This window comes from Burkholderia sp. AU4i (assembly GCF_000466765.1).
In the GTDB taxonomy this organism is placed as follows: Bacteria; Pseudomonadota; Gammaproteobacteria; order Burkholderiales; family Burkholderiaceae; genus Burkholderia; species Burkholderia cepacia.
In genome coordinates this window covers 1-24,006 of the sequence record NZ_ASSI01000072.1, presented here as the reverse complement: position 1 = coordinate 24,006, position 24,006 = coordinate 1, and the positions used below count along the sequence as shown (strand labels likewise).

Below are 24,006 nucleotides of genomic sequence, written 5' to 3'. Positions count from 1 at the left end.
GCGCCAGCACGGCGGCGGCGAAACGGGCGCGGCGCTCGGCGCGGCGCGGCTCGGCTGGCTGGCTGTCGGCGGCGATCCGCATGCGGTGCTGGCCAAGCCGCCGGTGCGGGCCGAATACACGCCGGATGCCGCCCGCCATGCGCTGCTGCGCGAACGCCTCGATGCGTTTCGCTCGCTGTACCGCCACGTGCGGCCGCTGTACGAACCGTCGCGCGCACGGCTCGCGTAAGCGCCGCCCGTCGCGCGTGCCGGCCGTCGGCCGCATGCGCGACATGCGGTACAGTGGATGCCGTCATGCGGCCCGCCGGCCGGCCCGCGGGCGGCCCCCCAGCTCCGAACCGAATCGCTATCGTGTCCAAGTCCTCAGAAAAACTCGATCTCGCCACGCGTGCCGCGTGGCTCTACTACGTCGCGGGCGACACGCAGAACGAGATCGCGGAAAAGCTGCAGGTGTCGCGCCCGGTCGCGCAGCGCCTCGTCGCGTTCGCGGTCGAGAAGAACCTGATCCGCGTGCGCGTCGACCACCAGCTCGCCGACTGTCTCGATCTCGGCGCGCAGCTGTCGAAGCGCTACGGCCTCGCGATGTGCGAAGTCGTGCCCGTCGATGCCGATGCGCCCGACGCGATCGACCGCAAGCTGGCCGTCGCCGGCGCGCAGGTGATGGAGCGTTACCTGAACGAAACGCGGCCGATGGTGATCGCGGTCAGCAGCGGCCGGACGCTGAAGGCCGCGGTCGCACAGATCGCGCAGATCGACCGCCCGCAGCATCGCCTCGTGTCGATGGTCGGCGCGATCGCGGCCGACGGTTCGTCGAACCGCTACGACGTCGCGCAGTACATCTCCGAGAAAACCGGCAGCAAGCACTTCCTGCTGCCCGCGCCGCTGTTCGCCGACAGCGCCGCCGAGCGCGCGCAGTGGTGCAATCACCGGCTGTACCGGATCGTCGAGGCGCTGTCGGGCCAGGCCGACGTCGCGTTCGTCGGGATCGGCAACATCGGCCCGCACTGCCCGCTCTACGAAGACGGCTTCATCACCGAACAGGAGCGCGACGAGATGACCGCGCGCGGCGCGGTGGCCGAACTGCTCGGCGTGCCGATCGACGCGCAAGGCAAGCTGATCGATGTGTCGACCGGCACGCGCGTGACGAGCGTGTCGCTCGCCACGCCGCTGAAGCGCCCGACGATCGCATTCGCGGGCGGCCCGAAGAAACGCGATGCGGTGATCGCCGCATTGCGCGGCGGCTGGATGTCGGGGCTCGTCACCGACGAGACGTGCGCGAGGGCGGCGCTGGACGCGTAGCCGGCGTGCCGGCTTCCCGTCACCGCATGCGGTCGCCGCACACCGGATCGCCGACGCGTCCGGACAAACCGCGCATCACTGCAGACACCCGGGCATCGTGACCTTCATGACGGCCTCCGCCTGGTTGGCCGCACGAAGCTTGCGCATCACGTTCATCGGATAAAACTTCGCAGTCCTGTCATGGATGGACGGAATCAGTCCGATATCGGCATGGGTCTTGCCTGCCGCAGTCCATTTCAGCACCTCCTTCTCGCGCACCGTCAGCGATCGCGCCCGTACCTGCACACTGCCAACTCACGCGGCGCGCGGCGCCGGAAACGCATGCCGGCGAGCACGCCATGCGCCGACCCACGCGGCCGCCAGCAGCGCGACGAGCACCCACGGAATCGCGCCCGCCCCGGTTGCGCCGAGCAGCATCCCGCCCGCGATACCGCCACCCGCGATCGCGAGGTTCCACACCGTCACGAGCATCGATTGCGCGACGTCCGCCGCCTCTCCCGCGGCGTTCGCGGTGGCCGTCTGGAACAGCGTCGGCGCACCGCCGAACGCGAGCCCCCACAGCGCGACGCCCGCATAGACGATCGCCATGCCGGAACCGGCGCCGAGCATCGCCGCCGCGATGGCGAACAACGCGATGCTGGCGAGCGTCAGCCGCCGCTGCGCGGCGCCGATCCACGCGCCCGTCAGCGCGATGCCGACCAGCGACGCGATACCGAACACGAGCAGCACCGCATCGACCTGCGCGCCCATCCGCACGCCCGCGAGAAACGGCGCGACGTACGTGTACAGCATGTTGTGCGCCAGCACGTACGCGAACATCACGGTCAGCACCGGCCGCACGCCGGGCAGCGTCATCACGCCGAGCACCGGCTCGCGCGCGCCGGCCTGCTGCCCCGGATAATCGGGCACACGCCAACGGATCCAGCCGATCAGCACGAGCGCCGCGAGCGTGATACCCGTGAACGCGACGCGCCACCCGAGCGCCGCGCCGAGTGCGGTGCCGGCCGGAATACCGATCGACATCGCGACCGGCGCGCCGAGCATCGCGACCGCGATCGCCCGGCCGCGCAACGGGGCATCGACCATCCGGCTCGCGTAGCCGGCAAGCAGCGCCCACAGCAGCCCGGCCGCCATCCCCGCGACGAAGCGCGCGGCGAGCGTCAGCGCGTAGTACGGCGACACGGCCGTCAGTGCATTCGACACGACGAAGCCGGCCAGCGCCGCGAGCAGCAGCGTGCGCCGGCGCATCGCGCGCGTCGCGGCGACGAGCGGAATCGCCGCGACGATCGAGCCGAGCGCATATACGGTCACGAGCTGGCCGATCAGTGCCTCGGGCACGCGCAGGTCGGCGCTCATCAGCGGCAGCAGGCCAGCCGGCAACGCTTCGGTGAGAATCGTGATGAACGCGGCCGTCGCGAGCGCCAGCAGGTCCGCAACCGGCAGGCGCGCGCGGGCCTGCACCGGCTGAACGGCCAGCTCGTCATCGATCGTCGTGCAGTCGCTCATGCCGCGCTCCCGGTATCGACGCCGTAGACCGCATCGCGCACCGCGGTCACGATCCGCCCGTCGAGGCCCTCGTACAGCGTGTTGGTCAGCGCGACGGCCGTCAGCCCCGCGGCGCGGTCGACGAACCACGTGTGCCCGTACGCGCCGCCCCCGCGCCAGGTGCCGACCGACTCCGGCGACCGCGCGGCCACTGGATCGCGCAGCACCGAGAACCCGAGCCCGAAGCCGAAACCCGGCGCATCCCGCAGTTCGCGCGCACCCGGCTGGACGCGCGCCATCTCGTCGACCCATGCGGGTTCGAGCCAGCCGTCGCGGCCCGTGCGCAGCGCGTCGAGCAGCGTCACGCAATCGCGCGCGGTACCGACCATCCCCGCGCCGCCCGACGGCCACGCATCGGCATCGAACACGCGCGCCGGCTCGAAGCGGATGCCGATCGTGCCGTCGAACACCGGCACGAGATCGACGTCCGCCATCCGGCGCGGGGCGCCCGGCGTGCTCACATAAGGCGTCGTGACGCGTGCGGCGTCGTGCGCGACGAACGCGGTGTCGGTCATCCCGAGCGGTTTCGTGACGAGCGCGGCGACCGCGTCGGCGAGCGGCCGCCCGTCGACTGCCTCGATCAGCGCGCCGACCACGTCCATCGACAGCGAATAGCCCCACGACGTACCCGGCGCAAACTGCAGCGGCACGCTGGCGATGCGCCGCAGGTTCTCGGCGAGCGAGAGACCCGAGCGGTCCATTCCGTCGGACACGCCGGCGCGCGCATACGGGCCGTCGCCGTCCGCTTCGAGGAAACGGTAGCCGAGGCCGGCCGTATGCGACAGCAGATGACGCAACGTGATGACGGCAGGCATGCCGTCGGTCAACGTCGGGCGGAATCCGGGCAACGCGCGGGCGACCGGTTCGTCGAGCGCGATGCGCCCCGCCGCGACCAGCCGCATCGCGGCGGCCGCCACGACCGGCTTCGTGACCGACGACAGGCGGAACAGCGCATCGTCCCGCATCGGCGTGCCGGCTTCCCGATCGGCGAGGCCGACGGCACGCGCATAACGCAGCTCGCCGTGCTGCGCGACCAGCACGACCGCGCCGACCATGCTCGCGTCGGCAAGCGCGCGATCCAGCGCGTCGTCGAGCCGGTGGCGCAGCGCGGCGTCCGGTTCCACGCGCAAGGCGGTGACAGGCAGGGATGACATGACGTGACCTCTCGACAATGAACGAGCGCTCATCGTAGGGAGCCGACGCAAGAAGAAAAACCGGGGTAGAGTTCCGGACAATCCGGACACTGGCGTCCGCAATCGGGAACTCGCATGGAAAACCTCGGCGGCTTCGTCGTGTTCGTTCAGGTCGCGGAAACGCGCAGTTTCGTCGCGGCCGGACGTGCGCTCGGGCTATCGGCTTCGGCGATCGGCAAACGCATCGCGCGGCTCGAGGCGCGGCTGAAGGTGCGGCTCTTTCACCGCAGCACGCGCAGCATCACGTTGACCGCCGAAGGCACGCGCTTTCTCGAACGGTGCCGGCGCGTGATCGCCGAGCTCGACGCGGCCGAGCAGGAACTGACGCACAGTGCCGAAGCGCCACGCGGGCGCTTGCGCGTGAGCCTGCCGACGATCGGCACGCTGCTGCTGCCGGTGCTCGCCGATTTCATGGCCGCGTATCCGGAGATCGAGCTCGACATCGATTTCAGCGACCGGCTCGTCGACGTCGTCGACGAAGGGTTCGACGCGGTGCTGCGCACCGGCCAGCCCTCGGATTCCCGGCTGTCGTCGCGGCTGCTCGGCCACTTCCGCCAGCACCTCGTCGCGTCCCCCGGTTATCTCGACCGGCACGGCACGCCGCGCACGCCGGCCGATCTCGCGCAGCACCGCTGCCTGCACTACCGTTTCCCGACCAGCGGCAAGCTCGAGACCTGGCCGCTGCGCGTGCCGCGCGCGGGCACGCCGCCCGAAGTGCCGGTCGCGATGGTCAGCAACAGTGCGGAAGCGCGCCTGTGCTTCGCGCTGCGCGGGCTCGGCATCGCGTGCCTGCCCATCTTCTTCGTGCGCGAGGCGCTCGCGGACGGCACGCTGCGCGCGGTGCTCGACGAACACGTCGCGAGCTGCACGCCGGTCTACGTGCTGTGGCCGTCGGGCCGCCACCCGACGCCTAAGCTGCGTGCGTTCGTCGATTACATGGCCGCGCACCTGCCGCTGTGACCGCGGCCGGCCGTCATGCGGCCTTCGCGTGCACGCTCAGCCGGCGGAACGCCTGGCCGTGTTCGTCGAACAGGTGGCAGTGCTCGGCCTGCGCGTGCACGTGGAGCGCCTCGCCGGTGCGGTAGGTGTCGAGCGGCGGAATCCGCGCGATCAGCCCGTCCGGCGCGACGGCCGACTCCGCATACAGGTATGCGGCGTCGCCGAGCGATTCCACGGCCATCGTCCGCACGGCCACGCCGGTGGCCGCCGCTTCGACCTTCAGGTGCTCGGGCCGCACGCCGACCGTCACCGCCGCGCCGCGCTGCAGCCCCGCCGCCTCGACCGCGACACGCTGCGTCTCGCCGCTGTCGAAGCGCACGAGCACGCCGCCGGCATCGACCGAATCGACGGTGCCCGTCAGGAAGTTCATCTTCGGCGAACCGATGAAGCCCGCGACGAACTGGTTCGCCGGCGCGTGGTAAAGCTCGTTCGGCGTGCCGACCTGCTGCACCGCGCCGCCCGACAGCACGACGATCTTGTCCGCAAGCGTCATCGCCTCGACCTGGTCGTGCGTCACGTAGATCATCGTCGTCTTCAGCTCGTCGTGCAGCCGCGCGAACTCCAGCCGCATCTTCACGCGCAGCGCCGCGTCGAGGTTCGACAGCGGTTCGTCGAACAGGAACACCTTCGGCTTGCGCGTGATCGCGCGGCCGATCGCGACACGCTGCCGCTGGCCGCCCGACAGCTGCTTCGGCTTGCGGTCGAGCAGATGGTCGATGTGCAGGATCTTCGCGGCGTTCTTGACCGCCTGGTCGATCTCGGGCTTCTTCGCGCCCGCGAGCTTCAGGCCGAACGCCATGTTGTCGTACAGCGTCATGTGCGGGTACAGCGCATACGACTGGAACACCATCGCGATGCCGCGCTTCGCGCTCGGCACGTCGTTGACCTTCGCGCCGTCGATCAGCAGGTCGCCGCTCGAGATGTCCTCGAGGCCCGCGATCATCCGCATCAGCGTGGATTTTCCGCAGCCGCTCGGGCCGACGAACACGACGAATTCGCCGTCGGCGATGTCGAGGTTCACGTTGCGCAGCACTTCGGTTTCGTCGTAGCGCTTCGCGATGTTGCGCAGGAGCACGCTTGCCATGATCTGTCTCCGTTCGTTCGTGATGCGAGACGCGCCGCGTCGAACGCGGCGCGCAATCGTCCGTGGTTGCTAGTTCGGCAGCACCGCGCCGGTCGCCTGCCAGCGCGCGACGTAGCCGGGCAGTTCGTGCATGTCGTCGAATACGTGGCGCGCGCCGATCCCGCGCAGCGCGTCGATCTGCGCGGCCGACGCATGCCCGCCGCCGACGAAGCCGAGCACGGTCATGCCGGCCGCGGCGGCCGCGGTGATGCCGGTCGCGCTGTCCTCGACCACGAGGCACTGGGCAGGCACGACGCCGAGCGTATGCGCGGCCGCGAGATACACGTCCGGCGCGGGCTTCGGCCGTGCGACGGCATCCGCGCAGAACAGCCGGTCGCCGAAGAAGCGCGCGAGGCCCGTGCGCGCCAGTGCTGCCTCGACGTACGCGCGGTAGCTGTTGCTCGCGCAGGCCGTCGTCAACTGAATCGCGTCCAGCGCCGCATCGATGCCGTCGACCATCGGTGCGTTGACGGCCGCCGCCTCGACCGCGCGGCGGATCGCGTCGACATCGCCGGCCGACAGCGTGCGCCCGACGGCGTCGCCCGCGCCGGCCAGCACGCGCTCGATGCGCAGCCCGAGCAACGGCATCACGGCGGGCCGCGCATCGACGCCCGGCCAGCGCGCGTCGAGCTCGCGCACGATCACGTCGGCCGCCACGGCCTCGCTGTCGATCAGTACACCGTCGCAATCGCAGATCAGGACGTTCGCGGTCATTTGACGGCTCCGAACGTGAGCCCGCGCACGAGCTGCTTCTGCGACAGCCAGCCGACGATCAGGATCGGCGCGACCGCCAGCAGCGACGCGGCGGACAGCTTCGCCCAGAACAGCCCTTCGGGGCTCGAGTACGACGCGATGAACACGGTGAGCGGCGCGGCGTTCGAGCTCGACAGGTTGATGCTCCAGAACGCTTCGTTCCACGACAGGATCACGAGCAGCAGCGCGGTGGACGCGAGCCCCGGCAGCGCCATCGGCATCAGCAGGTAGACGATCTCCTGCCACGTCGACGCGCCGTCGATGCGCCCGGCTTCGAGGATGTCCTTCGGGATCTCGTTGAAGTACGTGAAGGTCATCCACACCGCGATCGGCAGGTTGATCAGCGTGTAGACGATCACGAGGCCCGACACGGTATCGAGCAGCCCCGCGTTTTTCCACAGCAGGTAGATCGGCACGAGCACGCCGACCGACGGCATCATCTTCGTCGACAGCATCCACAACAGCACCTTCTGCGTGCGGTGGTTCGGGAAGAACGCCATCGCGTACGCGGCCGGCACCGCGAACAGCAGCGAGATCACCGTGACGCCGGCCGAGATCAGCACCGAATTCCACGCGAACGAAAAGTAGTTGCTGCGCGCGAATACCTCGCGGAAGCTGTCGAGCGTCGGCACGAAGAACAGCGTCGACGCATACGCCTGCTGCTCGGTCTTGAACGCGGTGATCGCCATCCAGAAGATCGGGAAGAACAGCAGGAGCGCGATCAGCCACGCGAGCGTGCCGGGCAGCGCACGCCGCACGAGGTCGAACACGGCCGGCACGCGCCGGCCTTCGAAGGTCAGGTCGCTCATTTCTCGTACTCCCCCTTCAGGTTGCGCGCGAGCATCCGCACCAGGAAGAACGACACGACGTTCGCGACCACGACGGCGATGATCCCGCCCGCGGACGCGAGGCCGACGTCGAACTGCTGCAGGCCGAGCGCGTAGATCAGGTACGACAGGTTGGTCGTCGCGTCGCCGGGGCCGCCGCCGGTCGTCGTGTAGATCTCCGCGAAGATCGACAGCAGGAAGATCGTCTCCATCATCACGACCACGGCGATCGCGCGCTTCAGGTGCGGCAGCGTGATGTAGAAGAACATCGCGATCGGGCCCGCGCCGTCGATGCGCGCGGCTTCCTTCTGCTCCTGGTCGAGCGACTGGATCGCGGTGAACAGGATCAGGAACGCGAACGGCAGCCACTGCCACGCGACGATGATGATCACCGCGGTGAGCGGGTAGTCGGCGAACCAGTCGATCGGCGTCATCCCGAGCGCACGCATCGCGTTCGCGACGAGCCCGTACACCGGGTGCAGGATCATGTTCTTCCAGATCAGCGCGGACACCGTCGGCATCACGAAGAACGGCGCGATCGCGAACAGGCGCGCGACGCCCTGCCCGTAGAACTTGCGGTCGAACAGCACGGCCATCAGCACGCCGCCGACCACCGTGATCGCGAGCACCGCGCCGATCAGCACGAGCGTGTGCCAGATCGCGGGCAGGAACGACGGATCGGTCGCGAGGAAGCGGTAGTTGTCGAGCCCGGCGAAACCTTTCACGTCCGGATTCAGCAGGTTGTAGCGCGAGAACGAATACCAGATCGTCATCGCGAGCGGGATTGACATCCACAGCAGCAGCACCGCGACGGAAGGCGAGACGAGCCAGCTCGCGCCGCCGCGCGCGCGGCGCGGCGCGCCGGGCGGCGACGACGCGTCGCCGACCGACGGCGCATGAGCATGGCTCAGGGGAAGACGTAAATGACGCATGATCGGCGTTCCTCCGGTTGATGCGCGGGCGCGAACGGCCCGCCCGCCTTTCGGCTTCGCCGGCCCGCGGCATGCGCAACGGCGCACCCCGCGGGCCGCGTGACTGCCGGCGCGTTACTTCTTGTAGCCGGCCTGCCGCACCGCGCGGTCCGCGGCGGCCTGACCGGCGGCGAGCGCCTGGTCGACCGTCATCTGGCCCGCGACCGCACCGGCGATCGACTGGCCGACCACCGTGCCGAACGACTGGAATTCAGGAATCCCGACGTACTGCACGCCCGTGTACGGCACCTTCTTCAGCGACGGATCGTTCGGGTCGGCCGTCTCGATCGCCTTCAGCACGAAGTCCGAGAACGGCGCGGCGGCCTTGTACTCGGGGCGCTGATACGTCGACGTGCGCGTGCCCGGCGGCACCGACGCCCAGCCTTCGTCCTTGCCGACCATCTCGATGTACTGCTTCGACGTCGCCCATGCGATGAACTTGCGCGCGGCGTCCTGCTGCTTCGACGTCTTCGGCACCGCCAGCGCCCACGCCCACAGCCAGTGCGAGCCCTTCGGCGTGGCGGCGACCGGCGCGGCCGCGAAGCCGATCCTGTCGGCCACCTGCGACTGCTGCTTGTTGTAGAGCATCCCGGCCGCGACCGTCGCGTCGATCCACATCGCGCACTTGCCCGATGCGGTGAGCGTCAGGTTCTCGTTGAAGCCGTTCGAGCTCGCTCCCGGCGGGCCGTCCTTCTTCAGCAGGTTCACGTAGAACGTGATCGCCTTCTTCCATTCGGGCGACGTCAGCTGCGCATTCCAGTTCTCGTCGAACCAGCGCCCGCCGAACGTGTTCACGACCGTCGACACGTACGCCATGTTCTCGCCCCACCCGGCCTTGCCGCGCAGGCAGATCCCGTAGGTCCCCTTCGCCTTGTCGGTGAGCTTGTCCGCGAATTCGGCGATCTGGTCGTAGGTCGGCTGGTCGGGCATCTTCAGCCCCTTCGCCGCGAACAGGTCCTTGCGGTAGAACGTCATCGAGCTTTCGACGTAGAACGGCAGCGCGTACAGCTGGCCGTTGTACGACAGGCTGTCGCGCGCGGTCTTCACGATGTCGTTCAGGTCGTAGTCGGCAGGCAGGCCCGTGATCGGCGCGAGCCAGCCGCGCTTGCCCCACTGCGGCGTCTCGTAGGTGCCGATCGCCATCACGTCGAACTGGCCGCTGCCGGTCGTGATGTCGGTCGTCGCGCGCTGGCGCAGCACGTTTTCCTCGAGGATCACCCAGTTCAGCTTGATGTCCGGGTTCGCCTTCTCGAACGCCGGCGACAGCTTCTTCAGCTCGATCATGTCGGGATTGTTCAGCGTCGCGATCGTCAGCGTGCCGGCGGACGCGGCGCAGGCCGCCGTCGCGAGCGCGGCTCCGGCGAAGCAGCGTGCGGCGGCGTCGAGCATCTTTCGTTGCATGGCATGTCTCCTGTGTTTGTTAGGGTCTGCGTTTCCTTCGCGGCCCGTCACGTCGGCCGCTGCATTCCGCACGCGCGCGCATAGTGCGCGATCACGTCGCGTATCCGGTGGCGCACCCACGCGCGCGGCTCCTTCGCGAGCCCGCCCGTGCGGCACGCCGCGTAGACATCCGGCAGCCACTGCGCGACGAGCGTCTCCGGCACCGGCTGCCGCGCGAGGTTGTCGAACAGTTGCTCGACCGCGGCCGCGACGGCCGGCTGCAGCCAGTAGTAGCGAATCCGGTCGCTGTAGCTGAACTGGCGCGCGAGCCGCTGCTCGGTTTCGTCGCCGCGGTAGTACGGCGCCCAGTGCTCGGGCTGCGCGCGCATCGCGGCGTCGACCACGTCGCGCAACCGCGAGCGCTGCCCGGCGTCGCCGGTCAGCGCGTCCTCGATGAAGGTCAGCGCGAACAACGCCTCGCGCAGCGCGAACGTCAGTGCGGGGCCGACCTTCAGCACCGCGAAGTGGTCCCGCACGAGCGCGGCGAGGGCACCCTCGGTCTGGTAATCGGTCGAATGCGCCTCGAACACGAGGCGCGGTGTCTGCAGGATACTCGCGCCGAGCGCCGCGGCCTTCGCGCTGTCGTAGTCGAGCACGTGGCGATCGTCGAAGTCGACGCCCGGCTGCGCGACGATCGCGACGACGCGTGCCCACGCGTCGTCGAGCCCGGCCGCCGCGAACGCGGCGCGGTGCGCATCGAGCGTCGCCGCGATGCTGTCGCTGCGCGTGACCGCGATCTGCGCGATCGCCGCATCGCCGCCGTGGCCGTTGTTGCCGCTGACTTCACCGCCCGGTGTCGGCACCTCGGTGCCGATCACGTAGACGGGCGCGATGCCGGTGCGCGCCGCTGCGTCTTCCGCCACGCGGCACAGTTCGGCCGCGCGCGCGGCGATCGTGCGATCGTCGAGCCGCACCGGATCGTCCGCGCACGCCATGCTCGCATCGAGATGGATCTTTTCGAAGCCGGCTTCCACATAGGCGGCGACCATCGCGCCCGCCTCGCGCATCGCATCGGCCGCGCGGCGGTGCCGCCACGGGTTCGGCCCAAGATGGTCGCCGCCGAGCACGAGCGCCGACGGCGCCAGCCCGCAACGACGGGCGATCGCGTCGACGTCGCGGCGGAAATCGGCGGGCGTCATGCCCGTGTAGCCGCCGAGATGGTTCACCTGGTTGCAGGTCGCCTCGATCAGGAGCGGCGAGCCATCCGCGCGCGCCGCTTCGCACGCAGCCTCCAGCACGAGCCGGTGCGCACTGCAGATCGAATAGATGCCGCGCTGCGCGTCCGCGCGGTTCGCATCGAAGATCATCCGCAGCACTGCGTCCGCATGGGCGGTGCGCGGGCGTTCGGCGAAGGTCGTCAAGCCGGACATGCGATACCTCGTTCGGTCAGGAAGCGGTCGATCTCGGCCGCGCCGCTGTTGCCTTCCATCGGGCCGCGCCGCGTAACCGCGATCGCGCCGGCCGCGTTCGCGCGGCGCAATGCGGCATCGATCGGCACGCCCGCGACGAAGCTCGCCACGAGCGTGCCGCCGAAGCAGTCGCCGGCGCCGGTCGGGTCGATTTCGTCGACCTGAAAGGCCGGTGCTTCGACGCGGTTGGCGCGGTCGAATGCAACGCTGCCGTGCGCGCCGCGTTTCAGCACGACACGCTCGAGCAGCGGATGGGTCGCGAGCAGGCCCGCGATCGCACGCTCGGCCGGCTGCGGCCCGCAGAAGAACGGCAAATCGGCCTCGCTCGGCATGAACAGGTGGCACGCGGCGAGCATCGTCTCGAGCGCCGCGCGCATCGGTCGAAAACTCAGCATCTCGGGACGCACGTTCGGATCGAACGACACCTTCGCGCCGGCGCGTGCGGCCTCGATCACGCCGCGCTGCACGGCCGCGATCGCCGATTCGCTCGTCAGCGACGAGCCCATCACGTGGAAATAGCGGCAGCCGTCGAACATCGCGGTATCGACATCGGACGCCTCGACGCACGCGGCCGCACTGGTGGACAGACTGTAGACGAAGCTGCGCGAGCCGTCGTCGCGATACGCGACGAACGCGGTGCCGGTCGGACGCGCGACGCGGCGGATGCGCGCGACGTCGACACCGTCGCGCTCGAGCCGCGCGACGATCGCATCGCCGAACGCATCGCGGCCGACGCAGCCCGCATACGCGACGCGCGCGCCGAGCCGTGCGGCCTGGTCGGCGAAGATCGCCGGTGCGCCGCTCGGGAACGGCCCGGCGAACAGGCCCGGCGAATCGAAACCCTGGCCGCGCTCGGCGGCGACGAATTCGGCCAGCAGTTCACCGGCGACGACGATCTCTGCCATCAGGCGTGCCCTCCTCGTTCGACGGCGGCCGCGGTGAGCGGCGCGGCCGCCCTGTCGCAGGCCGGCCGGCAGGTGACGCGTGCGAGCGGCGTCAAGTCAGCTCATCCAGTTGCCGCCGTCGACGTTCAGCGTCTGGGCGGTGACGTAATCGGCGTCGGACGACGCGAGGAACAGCGCGGCGCCCGTCAGGTCGCCCGGCACGCCCATGCGGCCGAGCGGCACGGCTTCGCCCACGAGCCGCTTCTTCTCGCCGAGCGGCCGGTTCTCGTAGCGCGCGAACAGCGCATCGACCTGCTCCCACATCGGCGTGTCGACGACGCCGGGCGCGATACCGTTCACGTTGATCCGGTGCGGCGCGAGCGCGAGCGCGGCCGACTGCGTGTAGCTGATCACCGCGGCCTTGGTCGCGCAGTAGTGCGAAACGAGCGCCTCGCCGCGGCGCCCGGCCTGCGACGACATGTTGACGATCTTGCCGCCGCGCCCCTGCTCGACCATCCGCTGCGCGACGGCCTGCATCAGGAAGAACAGCCCTTTCACGTTGACCGCGAACAGCCGGTCGAACACGTCCCACGATTCGTCGAGGATCGGGCGCATGTCGAACAGCGCCGCGTTGTTGAACAGGATGTCGATGCCACCGAAGCGCTCGACCGCCGTGGCGACGATCCGCTCGATGTCGTCGCGGCGCGTGACGTCCGCGGTGACGGCCACCGCGCGGCCGGGGTTCCCCTCGATGAGCCGCGCGAGCGAGCCGCTGGCAGGCTTCAGGTCGACGAGTACGCAGCGCGCGCCCTCGTCCAGATAGCGTTGCGCGACCGCCTCGCCGATGCCGCTTGCGGCGCCCGTCAGGATCGCAACCTTGTCTTCCAGTCTCACTGGCTGTCTCCGGTTCGTTCTGCGTTACGACGGCCGCGATATGAACTAACGCTCGCCAACCGATCAATTGCTCTGTTGTTGATCGAATGATCGGATACGCGATTCGCGCTGTCAAGGCAACACGACGGCTTTCTATGATGCGCTGCGGCACGACGGCGCACCGCGGCGGCCCGCCACGCGCGCCCGGCAAGGCGCGGCGCGCGCGGTGCGGCGCGGTCGCATCGGCGATGAAGGAGACGGAGCGAGAACGAAAAGGGGAATTCGCGCTGCACGGCGCGGCGATACGTTATATCATCGCCATACTTTGTTTCACGCCCAGCTTCACGCCATGGCTACCTCATCGTCCATTGACGCCCGGCTGTCCCGGGCCGACGCATTCGCCGCCGAGCACGGGCTCGCGTGGACGCCGCTGCGCCGCCAGGTCTACGAACGCGTGCTCGCCGCGCAGCGCCCGATCGGCGCGTACGACCTGCTCGCCGAGCTCGAGCCGCAGCGCGGCCGCGTGCCGCCCACGACCGTCTACCGCGCGCTGGATTTCCTCGTCGAGCACGGCTTCATCCACCGGATCGAATCGAAGAACGCGTTCTTCGCGTGCTGCGAGATCGGCGTCCCGCACGAAGGCCAGTTCCTGATCTGCGATTCGTGCGGCGACACCGTCGAGATTCCCGGCGGCGACCTCGCGAAGCAGTTGTCCGCGAGCGAGCCCGCGCACGGTTTCGAAGTCCACCATCAGGTCGTCGAGCTGAGCGGCCTGTGCGGACACTGCAAGCGCAAGCCCGCGCAACGCTGACGCGTATCGGGCGGCACACGCGCCGCCCCCTTCCAACGAGGAGTTCCATGCCCATTGCCCTGAAGCGCGCGCCGCGGCGCGCCCTGACGCCTGCCCGCTGGCTCGCCGCCGCCGTCTCCACGGCCGCCGCGCTGTCGCTCGTGGCGCCCGCGTTCGCGCAGGCCGCGACCGTCAACGTCGTCGCCGCCGAGAACTTCTACGGCGACGTCGCGTCGCAGATCGGCGGCAGCCATGTCGCGGTGACGAGCATCCTCAGCAATCCCGACCAGGATCCGCACCTGTTCGAAGCGAGCCCGAAGACGGCCCGCGCGCTCCAGCACGCGCAGGTCGTGATCTACAACGGCGCCAACTACGATCCGTGGATGAGCAAGCTGCTCGGCGCGTCGAAGCAGGCGAAGCGCGCGACGATCGTCGTCGCCGACCTGGTCGGCAAGAAGGCCGGCGACAATCCGCACCTGTGGTACGACCCGGCGACGATGCCGGCCGCCGCACGCGCGATCGCGGCCGAACTCGGCCGCGCCGATCCCGCGAACAAGGCCGAATACGATGCGAACCTGCAGAAGTTCGTCGCGTCGCTGAAGCCCGTCGACGACAAGGTCGCCGCGCTGCGCGCGCAGTACAAGGGCGTGCCGGTGACGGCCACCGAGCCGGTGTTCGGCTACCTGTCCGACGCGATCGGCCTCGACATGCGCAACCAGCGCTTCCAGCTCGCGACGATGAACGACACCGAAGCCAGCGCGCAGGACGTCGCCGCGTTCGAGAACGACCTGCGCAAGAAGCAGGTACGCGCGCTGATCTACAACAGCCAGGCCGAAGAACCGATGACCAAGCGCATGCTGAAGATCGCACGCGACGGCGGCGTACCGACCGTCAGCGTCACCGAGACGCAGCCGGCCGGCAAGACTTTCCAGCAATGGATGGCCGGCCAGCTCGACGCGCTCTCGGCCGCGCTTGCCGCCGGCAAGAAATAAACGACCGTAACGCCATGACCGCCACTCCCCACGCACTCGCCGTCGATCGCGTCACGCTCGAACTGGGCGGACGCACGATCCTGCGCGACGTCAGCTTCGCGATCGAACCCGGCGAATTCGTCGGCGTACTCGGGCCGAACGGCGCGGGCAAGACGACGCTGATGCGCGCGGTGCTCGGCCTCGTGCCCGTGTCGGCCGGCACGCTGTCCGTCGGCGGCGTGCCGGTCGTACGCGGCAACCCGTCGATCGGCTACATGCCGCAGATTCGCAGCGGCCTCGCGAACCGCCGGATGCGCGGCTACGACTTCGTCGCGATGGCCGCCGACGGCCACCGCTGGGGGCTGCCGCACACGAACGCGGCGACGCGCCGCGACGTCGACCGCGTGCTCGATCTCGTCGGCGGCCCGGCGCTTGCCCGCCGGCCGCTGTCGGAACTGTCCGGCGGCGAGCGGCAGCGCCTGCTGCTCGCGCAATGCCTGCTCGGCAGCCCGAAGCTGCTGCTGCTCGACGAGCCGCTGATCAGCCTCGACCCGAACCACCAGCGCGGCGTCGTCGAGCTCGTGCGCAACGTGCAGCGCGAGCTCGGCATCACCGTGCTGTTCTCCGCGCACGAACTGAATCCGTTGCTGAACGCGCTCGACCGTGTGCTGTATCTCGGCAACGGCGTCGCGGCGCTCGGCACCGTCGACGAGGTGATCACGAAGCCCGTGCTGTCGCGGCTCTACGGATCGCCGATCGACGTGATGCGCGTGAACGGCAAGATCTTCGTGATGTCGGGCGACGTCGAGATCGAGAAGCACGACCACGAACACGAGGACGACGACGGCCACTCGCACGGCGGTGGCGGCGGCCACGGCCATCACCACCACGGACACGCTCATCCCGGGCACTCGCACGATGTTTGAATACGACTTCATGATCAACGCCTTCGCGGCGTCGGGGATCGTCGCGGTGCTCGCGGGCATCGTCGGCTACTTCCTGGTGCTGCGCGGGCAGACCTTCGCCGGCCATGCGCTGTCGCACGTCGGCTTCACCGGCGCGACGGGCGCGGTGCTGCTCGGCATCTCGCCGATCTGGGGGATGGTCGGTTTCACGCTCGCGGCCGGGATCGGGATGGGCGCGCTCGGCGAAAAGCTCGCGGGCCGCGACGTCGCGATCGGCGTGATCCTGTCGGGTGCGCTGGGTTTCGGCCTGCTGTTCCTGCATTTCTACACGTCGTTCGCGACGCAGGTCACCGCGCTGCTGTTCGGCAACGTGCTCGCGGTGAGCCACGACACGCTCGCGGTGCTCGCCGGCATCGGCGCCGTGAGCCTGCTCGCGCTCGCGCTGATCGCGCGGCCGCTGCTGTTCGCGTCGCTGCAGCCCGAACTGGCCGAAGCCAAGGGCGTGTCGCTGCGCACGGTGTCGATGCTGTTCCTCGCGGTGTGCGCGCTCGCCGTGGCCGCGGCCACGCAGATCGTCGGCGTGCTGCTGGTGTTCACGCTGCTGGTCGGGCCGGCTGCCGCCGCGCAGAACGTGACGACGCGGCTGTCGACCGGCGTGCTGCTCGCCGCGCTGTTTGCGTTGTTCGAGGCATGGCTCGGCATCTTGCTCGCGTATCACACCGACTGGCCGACGAGTTTCTGGATCACCGCGCTGTCGGCGCTCGTGTACGGCGCAAGCCTGTTGCGGCGCCACTGATCGACGCGAGGCGGGACGACGCCTGGCGGATCGCCGCCCGACGGATCGCCGCCCGACGGATCGCCGCCCGACGGATCGCCGCCCGACGGATCGCCGCCCGACGAAAATAAAAAACGCCGGCGTGCCCGAGGGCAACGCCGGCGTTTTTTATGCGCCCGCGATCGCGCGGCGCGCCGTGTGCGTTATGTGCGCCCCTTCCCGCTCATCGCGCGAGCACGCGCGCGTGATGCGCGATGTGATCGGCGATGAACGTCGAGATGAAGTAGTACCCGTGGTCGTAGCCCGGATGGCGGCGCAGCGTCAGCGGCTGGCCGGCCTTCGCGCACGCGGCCTCGAACACGTCGGGGTTGAGCTGGTTCGCGAGGAACTGATCCGCGAGGCCCTGATCGACGAGGATGCCGTCCGCGAACTTCGGCGCATCGGCGCGCGCGACGAGTTCGCTCGCGTCGTGTGCCTTCCAGGCGTCGCGATCGGCGCCGAGGTAGCCCGAGAACGCCTTCTCGCCCCACGGGCAGCGTGTCGGCGCGGCGATCGGCGCGAACGCCGATACCGACCGGTACAGCCCGGGATGACGCAGCGCAAGCGTCAGCGCGCCGTGCCCGCCCATCGAGTGACCGAAGATCCCGAGCCGCGCGCCGTCGATCGGCAGTTCGGCCGTGACGAGTTCGCGCAGCTCGCCCGTCACGTACGACTCCATCCGGTAATGCGCGGACCACGGCGCTTCGGTCGCGTCGACATAGAAGCCCGCGCCGACGCCGAAGTCCCACGCGTCGGTCTCGCCCGGCACGCCCGCGCCGCGCGGGCTCGTGTCCGGCATCACGAGCGCGATGCCGTGCTGCGCCGCGTATTGCTGCGCGCCGGCCTTGATCGCGAACGTCTCGTCGGTGCACGTGAGCCCCGCGAGATAGAACAGCGCCGGCACGCGGCCGTGCGCGGCCTGCGGCGGCAGGTACACCGAGAATTTCATCGGCAGGCCGATGGCCGCCGAATCGTGACGGTAGAAACGCTGCTCGCCGCCGTGGCACGCATGCGAGGAAACGAGTTCGAGCATCGCGGTGCGCTCCCGGTCAGTACAGCACGACCGAACGGATCGACTCGCCGGCCTTCATCAGGTCGAAGCCTTCGTTGATCCGCTCGAGCGGCAGCGTATGCGTGATCAGGTCGTCGATGTTGATCTTGCCTTCCATGTACCAGTCGACGATCTTCGGCACGTCGGTGCGGCCGCGCGCGCCGCCGAACGCCGAGCCCTTCCACTCGCGGCCCGTCACCAGCTGGAACGGACGCGTGCTGATTTCCTCGCCCGCTGCCGCCACGCCGATGATGAACGACTGGCCCCAGCCCTTGTGCGTGCACTCGAGCGCCTGGCGCATCAGCTTCACGTTGCCGACGCATTCGAACGAGTAATCCGCGCCGCCGTCGGTCAGCTGCACGATGTGGTCGACCACGTTCTCGACCTCGTTCGGGTTGATGAAGTGCGTCATCCCGAACTTCTTCGCGAGCTCGACGCGCTTCGGGTTGATGTCGACGCCGATGATCTTGTCCGCGCCGACCATCTTCGCGCCCTGGATCACGTTCAGGCCGATCCCGCCGAGGCCGAACACGACGACGTTCGCGCCGGCCTCGACCTTCGCCGAGTACACGACCGCGCCGACGCCCGTCGTCACGCCGCAGCCGATGTAGCAGATCTTGTCGAACGGCGCGTCCTCGCGCACCTTCGCGACCGCGATTTCCGGCACGACGATGTAGTTCGAGAACGTCGACGTCCCCATGTAGTGGAACAGCGGCTTGCCGTCGAGCGAGAAGCGCGACGTCGCGTCGGGCATCAGGCCCTTGCCCTGCGTCGCGCGGATCTTCTGGCACAGGTTGGTCTTGCGCGACAGGCAGAACTTGCACTCGCGGCATTCGGGCGTGTAGAGCGGAATCACGTGGTCGCCCTTCCTCACGGTGCCGACGCCGGGGCCGACGTCGACCACGACGCCCGCGCCTTCATGGCCGAGGATCGCCGGGAAGATCCCTTCCGGATCGGCGCCCGACAGCGTGTAGTAGTCGGTGTGGCAGATGCCCGTCGCCTTCACCTCGATCAGCACTTCGCCTGCGCGCGGCCCTTCGAGATCGACTTCCTCGATCGTCAGCGGTGCGCCCGCCTTCCATGCAATCGCGGCTTTCGTCTTCATCGTGTGACTCCTGTCTGTGTGTGAGGTCGGCCCGGGTTCGCGCGTCGGCGCTCATGTCGACCGGCGTGAGTGCGCCAGCACCGACGCCGGCCCAATGCTTCGCACCGGGTTCCATGCAAAGCTGTCGAAACCGTGCCGCGCGGCGTCGCGCGCGGCACGGCGAAAGAATCTCGTGCTCGCCATGATGGCCGGTTCCGCCGCGCATCGCGTGCGGGAAACGGCCGCCGGCTTGCCACGATGCGTCATCGCTGACGCAAAAGAACAAGTGCCCGATTTTAAGCGCCCGTCGTGAACCATGCATCCGTCCGGGCGTACAGGTCGATGAAGCGCGCGTGGCGCGCGGCCAGCGAGCGATCGTCGCGCGGCTCGGCAACCGGCGACGCGGCCGGCGCCAGCGCGTGCAGCGCGTCTTCCCGCCAGTGCCCGATCGCGACTCCCGCCAGCAGCGCGGCGCCGCGCGTCGCGGCGTTCGGGCAGTCGATCGCGTGAAGCGACGCGCCCAGCGAGTCGGCAAGCAGCTGGCGCCAGCGCGGATCGACCGAGCCGCCGCCCGCGAGACGCAGCGTCGTCACCGGGTCGCCGCGGTCGGTGTCGCGGATCGCATCGAGCCCGGCGCGCAACGCGAACGCGACGCCTTCGAACGCGGCGCGCATCATCGCGCCGCGCGTGTCGCCGAGCCCGAGGCCGAGCCAGCCGCCGCGCGCGTCGGGGTTCATCCACGGCGAACGTTCCCCCGTCAGGTAAGGCAGGAAGCACAGGCGTTCCGACGCAGCCTGCGCGAACGCATCGTCGTACGCATCGGCCCACTGCGCGTAGCCGAGCCAGCCCCGCACGGCTTCGAGCGCGAGCCCGACGTTCTGCATCGCGGCCATCGTGTAATAACCGCCGCCGGCCGCCGCGCGATAGCGATGCAGCCCGCGTCGCGCGGGCGGCAGCACATCCGCGAGCACGACGATCTGGCCGCCGCTGCCCGTCGTCAGCAGCGCATCGCCGGCGGCGGCGAGCCCGCTGCCGAGGGCCGCGCATGCGGTGTCGGCCGCGCCCGTCGCCAGCGGCACGCCGGCGGGCAGCCCGAGTGCCGTCGCCGCCGGTGCGCCGAGCGTGCCGCAGCGCGCGGTCGACGGCTGCACCGATGCGAACCGGTCGGCCGGCAGGCCGAGTGCGTCGATCAATGCGAGATCCCATGCGCCGTCGGGCGTCGCGAGCGCGGTCGCGCACGCGTCGCTCGGATCGGCCGCCACGTCGCCGCCCAGCGCGATGCGCAACCAGTCCTTCGGCTGCACGGCCCAGCGCGCGGCGCGCAGTGCATCGGGTTCGTGAGCGGCCAGCCAGCGCAACAGCGGGCCGGCCATCCCCGGCGCGACGGGGTTCGGGGCGACGGGCACTCCGGCGACGGGCCAGCCGGCAACGGGCCAGCCGGCCTCATCCGCTTCGCGCACCGCCCGCGTGTCGGGCCACAGCAGCGCGGGCCGCACCGGCTGCCCGGCCGCGTCGATCAGCACGACGCCGTGCATCTGCCCCGAGAACCCGATCGCCGCCACCTGCGCACGCTCGCCGGCCGGCAACCGCGCGGCCGCGCGCACCAGCGCCTGCCACCACGTGTCGGGCGCGATCTCTGCCCAGCCGGGCTGCGGCGACGACAGCGCATAGGGTTCGCTCGCGACCGCACGCTCGACGCCGTCGGCATCGAGCGTGACGAGTTTGACGGAGCCGGTGCCGAGGTCGATTCCGAGCAGGCGCATGACGTGAGGACGAATTCGAATGAACGGATGTCGATGATAACGGGATCGCGATGCGCGGCCCGTCTTTTGCCGCCGCCGCGGCGGCCGAAATCGCCATGGCCTGCCGGGTTACACCCGGCTGCACGTTGGCAGCGAAAGCGTCCGCTCGCGGGTTAACCCGGCACGATTTTCCCCAGGCACTTTTTGCCGCTATGCGCCCCGCCCGATACACACCATAAAGCGGCCGATATTTGACATGGGGGCCAGCGCTATTTTGAAGGGCTATAAAACCGGGAACCCTCACTCCTGCGGCAGTTTCCCGATGATCGACACCCTGTTTCATGCCGAAATGGCATATCGAACCAGCAAAGAGCGGAATAGTACCCAGTGCTCTTGTTGCGTGGATTCATTCCGCATAACTTCGTATCACCCCGAAAACAAGATCATGGAGTGAGACAGATGCAATCGAACACGGTCCATCCGTGCGATGAGGTGCTGCCGACCGGCAAGCTGGTAACGCTTGGCCTGCAACACGTCCTCGTCATGTACGCCGGCGCTGTTGCCGTGCCGCTTATCGTTGGCGCCGCACTCAAGCTGCCGAAAGACCAGATCGCGTTCCTGATCAGCGCCGATCTGTTTTCGTGCGGCATCGCCACGCTGATCCAGACGCTGGGCCTGTGGATCTTCGGGATTCGCCTGCCCGTCATCATGGGCTGCACGTTCGCGGCAGTCGGCCCGATGATCGCGATCGGCACGAACCCCGGCCTCGGCATTCTCGACATCTTCGGCTCGACGATCGCGGCCGGCATCATCGGCATCGTGCTCGCGCCGATGATCGGCAAGCTGTTGCGGTTCTTCCCGCCCGTGGTGGTCGGCACCGTGATCGCGGTGATCGGGCTGTCGCTGATGGAAGTCGGCATCAACTGGGCGGCCGGCGGCGTCGGCAACCCCGAGTACGGCAGCCCCGTCTATCTCGGCCTGTCGCTGCTCGTGCTGACGCTGATCCTGCTGATCAACAAGTTCGGCCGCGGCTTCATCGCGAACATCTCGGTGCTGCTCGGCATCGTCGCCGGCTTCGCGATCGCGTTCGCGATCGGCCGCGTGAATACCGACGGCGTCGCGCACGCACCGTGGGTCGGCATCGTGATGCCGTTCCACTTCGGCATGCCGCACTTCGACCCGCTGTCGATCGTGACGATGGTCACGGTGATGTTCGTCACGTTCATCGAATCGACCGGCATGTTCCTCGCGGTCGGCGACATGGTCGATCGTCCGGTCAACCAGGAGCGCCTCGTGCGCGGCCTGCGCGTCGACGGCCTCGGCACGCTGATCGGCGGCATCTTCAACTCGTTTCCGCATACGTCGTTCTCGCAGAACGTCGGCCTGATCGGCGTGACGGGCGTGAAGAGCCGGTTCGTGTGTGCGACGGGCGGCGTGATTCTCGTGCTGCTCGGCCTGTTCCCGAAGATGGCGCAGGTGGTCGCATCGGTGCCGCCGTTCGTGCTCGGCGGTGCGGGCATCGTGATGTTCGGGATGGTGGCCGCGAACGGCATCAAGGTGCTGTCGAAGGTCGACTTCGTGAACAACTCGCACAACCTGTTCATCGTCGCCGTGAGCGTCGGCATGGGCCTCGTGCCGGTCGTGTCGCCGCACTTCTTCTCGAAGCTGCCGCCCGCGCTCGCCCCGATCCTGCACAGCGGCATCCTGCTGGCGTCGGCATCGGCCGTGATCCTGAACATCGTGTTCAACGGCGTGAAAGGCGAGAAGGATGCGCGCTGCGAGATCCGCCGCGCCGGACACGACTTCGACGGCCGCCCGGCCGACGTGCATCACTGATCACGACGAGCCGGACGACGGCGCGAAGCGGTAACGGAAAACGCCACGGCATGCCGTGGCGTTTTTGCTTGGCGGGGCCGGGCTACGCGGGGTGCCTCGCGCGCTCGGGGTGGCCGCCTGCGGTGCGGTGCGATGCGATGCGGTGCGGTGCGGTGCAGGCTGCCTGGTTGATCGGTTGATCGCGCCTGGACGCGTGTCTGCCGTGATCGGCATCAGCGGCATCCGATGCAGTCATCGTCACGCCGATCGTCGTGGTCTCGCACGATTCGGCCGCAAAAAAGAAAACGCCACGGATTTTCATCCGTGGCGTTTTCGCTTTTGCATCTCGCCGGTTCGGCAGGCAGAAGCGGTTGCCCGCTCCTGCCCCGCCTTTCACTTACCCGTTCGTCGCCGCTGCCGACGCAGGCGCCGGAGCGGCCGCCTTGTCGTAATCGACCGGCGCATCCGGCGCGCGCGGCGTCTCGCCGGCTCGCTGGATCCACCCGCCGCCCAGTGCGCGGTACAGGTCGACCAGATTCGTCCAGCGCGCCAGACGTGCGTTGATCAGCGTCTGCTGTGCCGAGTACAGATCCGTCTGCGCGGTCAGCACCGACAGGTAGCTGTCGACACCGTTCTTGTAACGCAGGTCCGACAGGTCGAAACGTCGCTGCTGCGCGTGCTCGTTGCGCTCGAGCGCCGCGATCTGCTGGTCGTACGTGCCGCGTGCGGCCAGACCATCCGCCACTTCGCGGAATGCCGACTGGATCGCCTTCTCGTAGTTCGCGATCTCGATGCGCTTCTGCACGTTCGCGAGGTTCAGGTTCGCGATGTTCTGCCCGCCTTCGAAGATCGGCATCGTGATCTGCGGCGCGAACGACCACGCCGCCGTGCCGGCCTTGAACAGGCCGCCCAGCGTCGGGCTGCCGGTGCCGAACGCGCCCGTCAGCGAGATGCGCGGGAAGAACGCCGCGCGTGCCGCGCCGATGTTTGCGTTCGCGGCCAGCAGCGTCTGTTCGGCCTGCATCACGTCCGGACGACGCGTGAGCAGGTCCGACGGCAACCCGGCCGGCACGTCCGTCAGCAGGTTCTGCGCGTCGAGCGGCATGCCTGCCGGCAGATCGTCCGGCAGCGGCTCGCCGATCAGTTGCACCAGCATGTTCAGTGCCTGAGCGCGTGCACGCGCCTGCTGCTGCTGGTTCGACAGCGCCTGCTCGACCACCGTCTGCGCCTGACGCAACTCGAGCTCGGAGCCCGTGCCGTTGTCGAACCGCAGCTTGGTCAGGTCGTACTGCGCCTGAGCGGACTTCAGCGTGTTCTCCGTGACCTGCAACAGGTCATCGGTCGACAACAGCGTCAGGTACTGGTCAGCCACCGAAGACACAAGCGAGATTTCCTGCGCCTGCCGTGCATACGACGTCGACAGGTACTGCGCGAGCGCCTGGTCCTTCAGGCTCTGCACGCGGCCGAACAGGTCGAGCTCCCACGACGCGGACAAACCGACGTTGTAGGCACGCGAGA

Annotated in this window: 23 protein-coding genes and 1 pseudogene; 8 read left to right on the top strand and 16 right to left on the bottom strand. The window is 69.1% G+C overall.

Features of this window, described 5'->3' with window-relative positions:
* Together L810_RS17135 and L810_RS17130 are read left to right on the top strand one after the other, a co-directional pair.
* Window positions 1-229: pseudogene (locus L810_RS17135) on the top strand (xylulokinase); the annotation flags it as partial.
* A gap of 65 nt (window positions 230-294) precedes the next feature.
* Complete coding sequence (locus L810_RS17130; protein WP_179945673.1) at window positions 295-1,299, top strand: sugar-binding transcriptional regulator; 1,005 nt, start codon at window positions 295-297, stop codon at window positions 1,297-1,299.
* 75 nt (window positions 1,300-1,374) lie between these two features.
* Here L810_RS17130 and L810_RS17125 read toward each other — a convergent pair whose 3' ends face one another.
* From L810_RS17125 to L810_RS17115, 3 genes are read right to left on the bottom strand one after another with little or no spacing between them, the layout of a single operon-like run.
* Window positions 1,375-1,557 carry a helix-turn-helix domain-containing protein gene (locus L810_RS17125; RefSeq protein WP_279608822.1) on the bottom strand — a complete coding sequence of 61 codons (183 nt, stop codon included), beginning with the start codon at window positions 1,555-1,557 and terminating at the stop codon, window positions 1,375-1,377.
* 36 nt (window positions 1,558-1,593) lie between these two features.
* On the bottom strand, window positions 1,594-2,805 hold the full coding sequence (locus L810_RS17120; RefSeq protein WP_021159536.1) for an MFS transporter: 1,212 nt from the start codon (window positions 2,803-2,805) through the stop codon (window positions 1,594-1,596).
* Entirely contained in the window at window positions 2,802-3,998 is a 1,197-nt protein-coding gene (locus tag L810_RS17115) for a serine hydrolase domain-containing protein (RefSeq protein WP_042975071.1), read from the bottom strand. Before L810_RS17115 ends, L810_RS17120 begins: the two co-directional genes overlap by 4 nt.
* A 114-nt stretch (window positions 3,999-4,112) precedes the next feature.
* On the opposite strand from L810_RS17115, the gene L810_RS17110 reads away from it, so the two are divergent.
* Complete coding sequence (locus tag L810_RS17110; protein WP_021159534.1) at window positions 4,113-4,997, top strand: LysR family transcriptional regulator; 885 nt, start codon at window positions 4,113-4,115, stop codon at window positions 4,995-4,997.
* A gap of 13 nt (window positions 4,998-5,010) precedes the next feature.
* Here the strand turns inward: L810_RS17110 and L810_RS17105 are convergent, their stop codons facing one another.
* The 8 genes from L810_RS17105 to L810_RS17070 all read right to left on the bottom strand — a co-directional run bounded on the left by L810_RS17105 (window position 5,011) and on the right by L810_RS17070 (window position 13,337).
* On the bottom strand, window positions 5,011-6,120 hold the full coding sequence (locus tag L810_RS17105; protein WP_021159533.1) for an ABC transporter ATP-binding protein: 1,110 nt from the start codon (window positions 6,118-6,120) through the stop codon (window positions 5,011-5,013).
* A 69-nt stretch (window positions 6,121-6,189) separates the two neighbouring features.
* The gene (locus L810_RS17100) at window positions 6,190-6,873 is read right to left on the bottom strand and encodes an HAD family hydrolase (RefSeq protein ID WP_021159532.1); all 684 of its coding nucleotides are present in this window, start codon (window positions 6,871-6,873) and stop codon (window positions 6,190-6,192) included.
* A complete protein-coding gene (locus tag L810_RS17095) occupies window positions 6,870-7,721 on the bottom strand; it encodes a carbohydrate ABC transporter permease (protein ID WP_021159531.1) in 852 nt (283 codons plus the stop codon). Before L810_RS17095 ends, L810_RS17100 begins: the two co-directional genes overlap by 4 nt.
* Window positions 7,718-8,671: a carbohydrate ABC transporter permease gene (locus tag L810_RS17090; RefSeq protein WP_021159530.1), complete on the bottom strand. Its 954-nt coding sequence runs from the start codon at window positions 8,669-8,671 to the stop codon at window positions 7,718-7,720. The genes L810_RS17095 and L810_RS17090 overlap by 4 nt, the downstream gene beginning before the upstream one ends.
* Window positions 8,672-8,785: 114 nt before the next feature.
* Window positions 8,786-10,111: an ABC transporter substrate-binding protein gene (locus tag L810_RS17085; RefSeq protein ID WP_021159529.1), complete on the bottom strand. Its 1,326-nt coding sequence runs from the start codon at window positions 10,109-10,111 to the stop codon at window positions 8,786-8,788.
* A gap of 47 nt (window positions 10,112-10,158) precedes the next feature.
* Entirely contained in the window at window positions 10,159-11,520 is a 1,362-nt protein-coding gene (locus L810_RS17080) for a D-tagatose-bisphosphate aldolase, class II, non-catalytic subunit (protein ID WP_021159528.1), read from the bottom strand.
* A complete protein-coding gene (locus tag L810_RS17075) occupies window positions 11,508-12,464 on the bottom strand; it encodes a sugar kinase (RefSeq protein WP_021159527.1) in 957 nt (318 codons plus the stop codon). The genes L810_RS17080 and L810_RS17075 overlap by 13 nt, the downstream gene beginning before the upstream one ends.
* A gap of 96 nt (window positions 12,465-12,560) precedes the next feature.
* Entirely contained in the window at window positions 12,561-13,337 is a 777-nt protein-coding gene (locus L810_RS17070) for an L-iditol 2-dehydrogenase (protein WP_021159526.1), read from the bottom strand.
* A gap of 328 nt (window positions 13,338-13,665) precedes the next feature.
* Between L810_RS17070 and L810_RS17065 the strand changes: the two genes are divergently transcribed.
* The 4 genes from L810_RS17065 to L810_RS17050 are packed head-to-tail and all read left to right on the top strand — an operon-like array spanning window position 13,666 to window position 16,778.
* The gene (locus tag L810_RS17065; protein ID WP_011546084.1) at window positions 13,666-14,127 is read left to right on the top strand and encodes a Fur family transcriptional regulator; all 462 of its coding nucleotides are present in this window, start codon (window positions 13,666-13,668) and stop codon (window positions 14,125-14,127) included.
* A 47-nt stretch (window positions 14,128-14,174) separates the two neighbouring features.
* Entirely contained in the window at window positions 14,175-15,098 is a 924-nt protein-coding gene (locus L810_RS17060) for a metal ABC transporter solute-binding protein, Zn/Mn family (RefSeq protein ID WP_021159525.1), read from the top strand.
* A gap of 14 nt (window positions 15,099-15,112) precedes the next feature.
* Window positions 15,113-16,003: an ABC transporter ATP-binding protein gene (locus L810_RS17055; RefSeq protein WP_021159524.1), complete on the top strand. Its 891-nt coding sequence runs from the start codon at window positions 15,113-15,115 to the stop codon at window positions 16,001-16,003.
* Window positions 15,996-16,778, top strand: a complete 783-nt coding sequence (locus L810_RS17050; protein WP_021159523.1) for a metal ABC transporter permease — start codon at window positions 15,996-15,998, stop codon at window positions 16,776-16,778. Before L810_RS17055 ends, L810_RS17050 begins: the two co-directional genes overlap by 8 nt.
* A 202-nt stretch (window positions 16,779-16,980) precedes the next feature.
* Here L810_RS17050 and fghA read toward each other — a convergent pair whose 3' ends face one another.
* From fghA to L810_RS17030, 3 genes are all read right to left on the bottom strand, one after another.
* Complete coding sequence (fghA, locus tag L810_RS17045; protein ID WP_021159522.1) at window positions 16,981-17,829, bottom strand: S-formylglutathione hydrolase; 849 nt, start codon at window positions 17,827-17,829, stop codon at window positions 16,981-16,983.
* 16 nt (window positions 17,830-17,845) lie between these two features.
* Entirely contained in the window at window positions 17,846-18,952 is a 1,107-nt protein-coding gene (locus L810_RS17040; protein WP_006483756.1) for an S-(hydroxymethyl)glutathione dehydrogenase/class III alcohol dehydrogenase, read from the bottom strand.
* A 275-nt stretch (window positions 18,953-19,227) separates the two neighbouring features.
* Window positions 19,228-20,694 carry a xylulokinase gene (locus tag L810_RS17030; protein ID WP_021159520.1) on the bottom strand — a complete coding sequence of 489 codons (1,467 nt, stop codon included), beginning with the start codon at window positions 20,692-20,694 and terminating at the stop codon, window positions 19,228-19,230.
* 438 nt (window positions 20,695-21,132) lie between these two features.
* Here L810_RS17030 and L810_RS17025 point away from each other — a divergent pair, with 438 nt between their 5' ends.
* Entirely contained in the window at window positions 21,133-22,509 is a 1,377-nt protein-coding gene (locus L810_RS17025) for a nucleobase:cation symporter-2 family protein (protein WP_021159518.1), read from the top strand.
* Window positions 22,510-22,591: 82 nt separating this feature from the next.
* Here the strand turns inward: L810_RS17025 and L810_RS17020 are convergent, their stop codons facing one another.
* Both L810_RS17020 and L810_RS17015 read right to left on the bottom strand, forming a co-directional pair.
* Window positions 22,592-22,885 carry a hypothetical protein gene (locus L810_RS17020; protein WP_155836283.1) on the bottom strand — a complete coding sequence of 98 codons (294 nt, stop codon included), beginning with the start codon at window positions 22,883-22,885 and terminating at the stop codon, window positions 22,592-22,594.
* On the bottom strand, window positions 22,886-24,006 hold a 1,121-nt coding region (locus L810_RS17015; protein WP_042975068.1), incomplete at its 5' end, for an efflux transporter outer membrane subunit.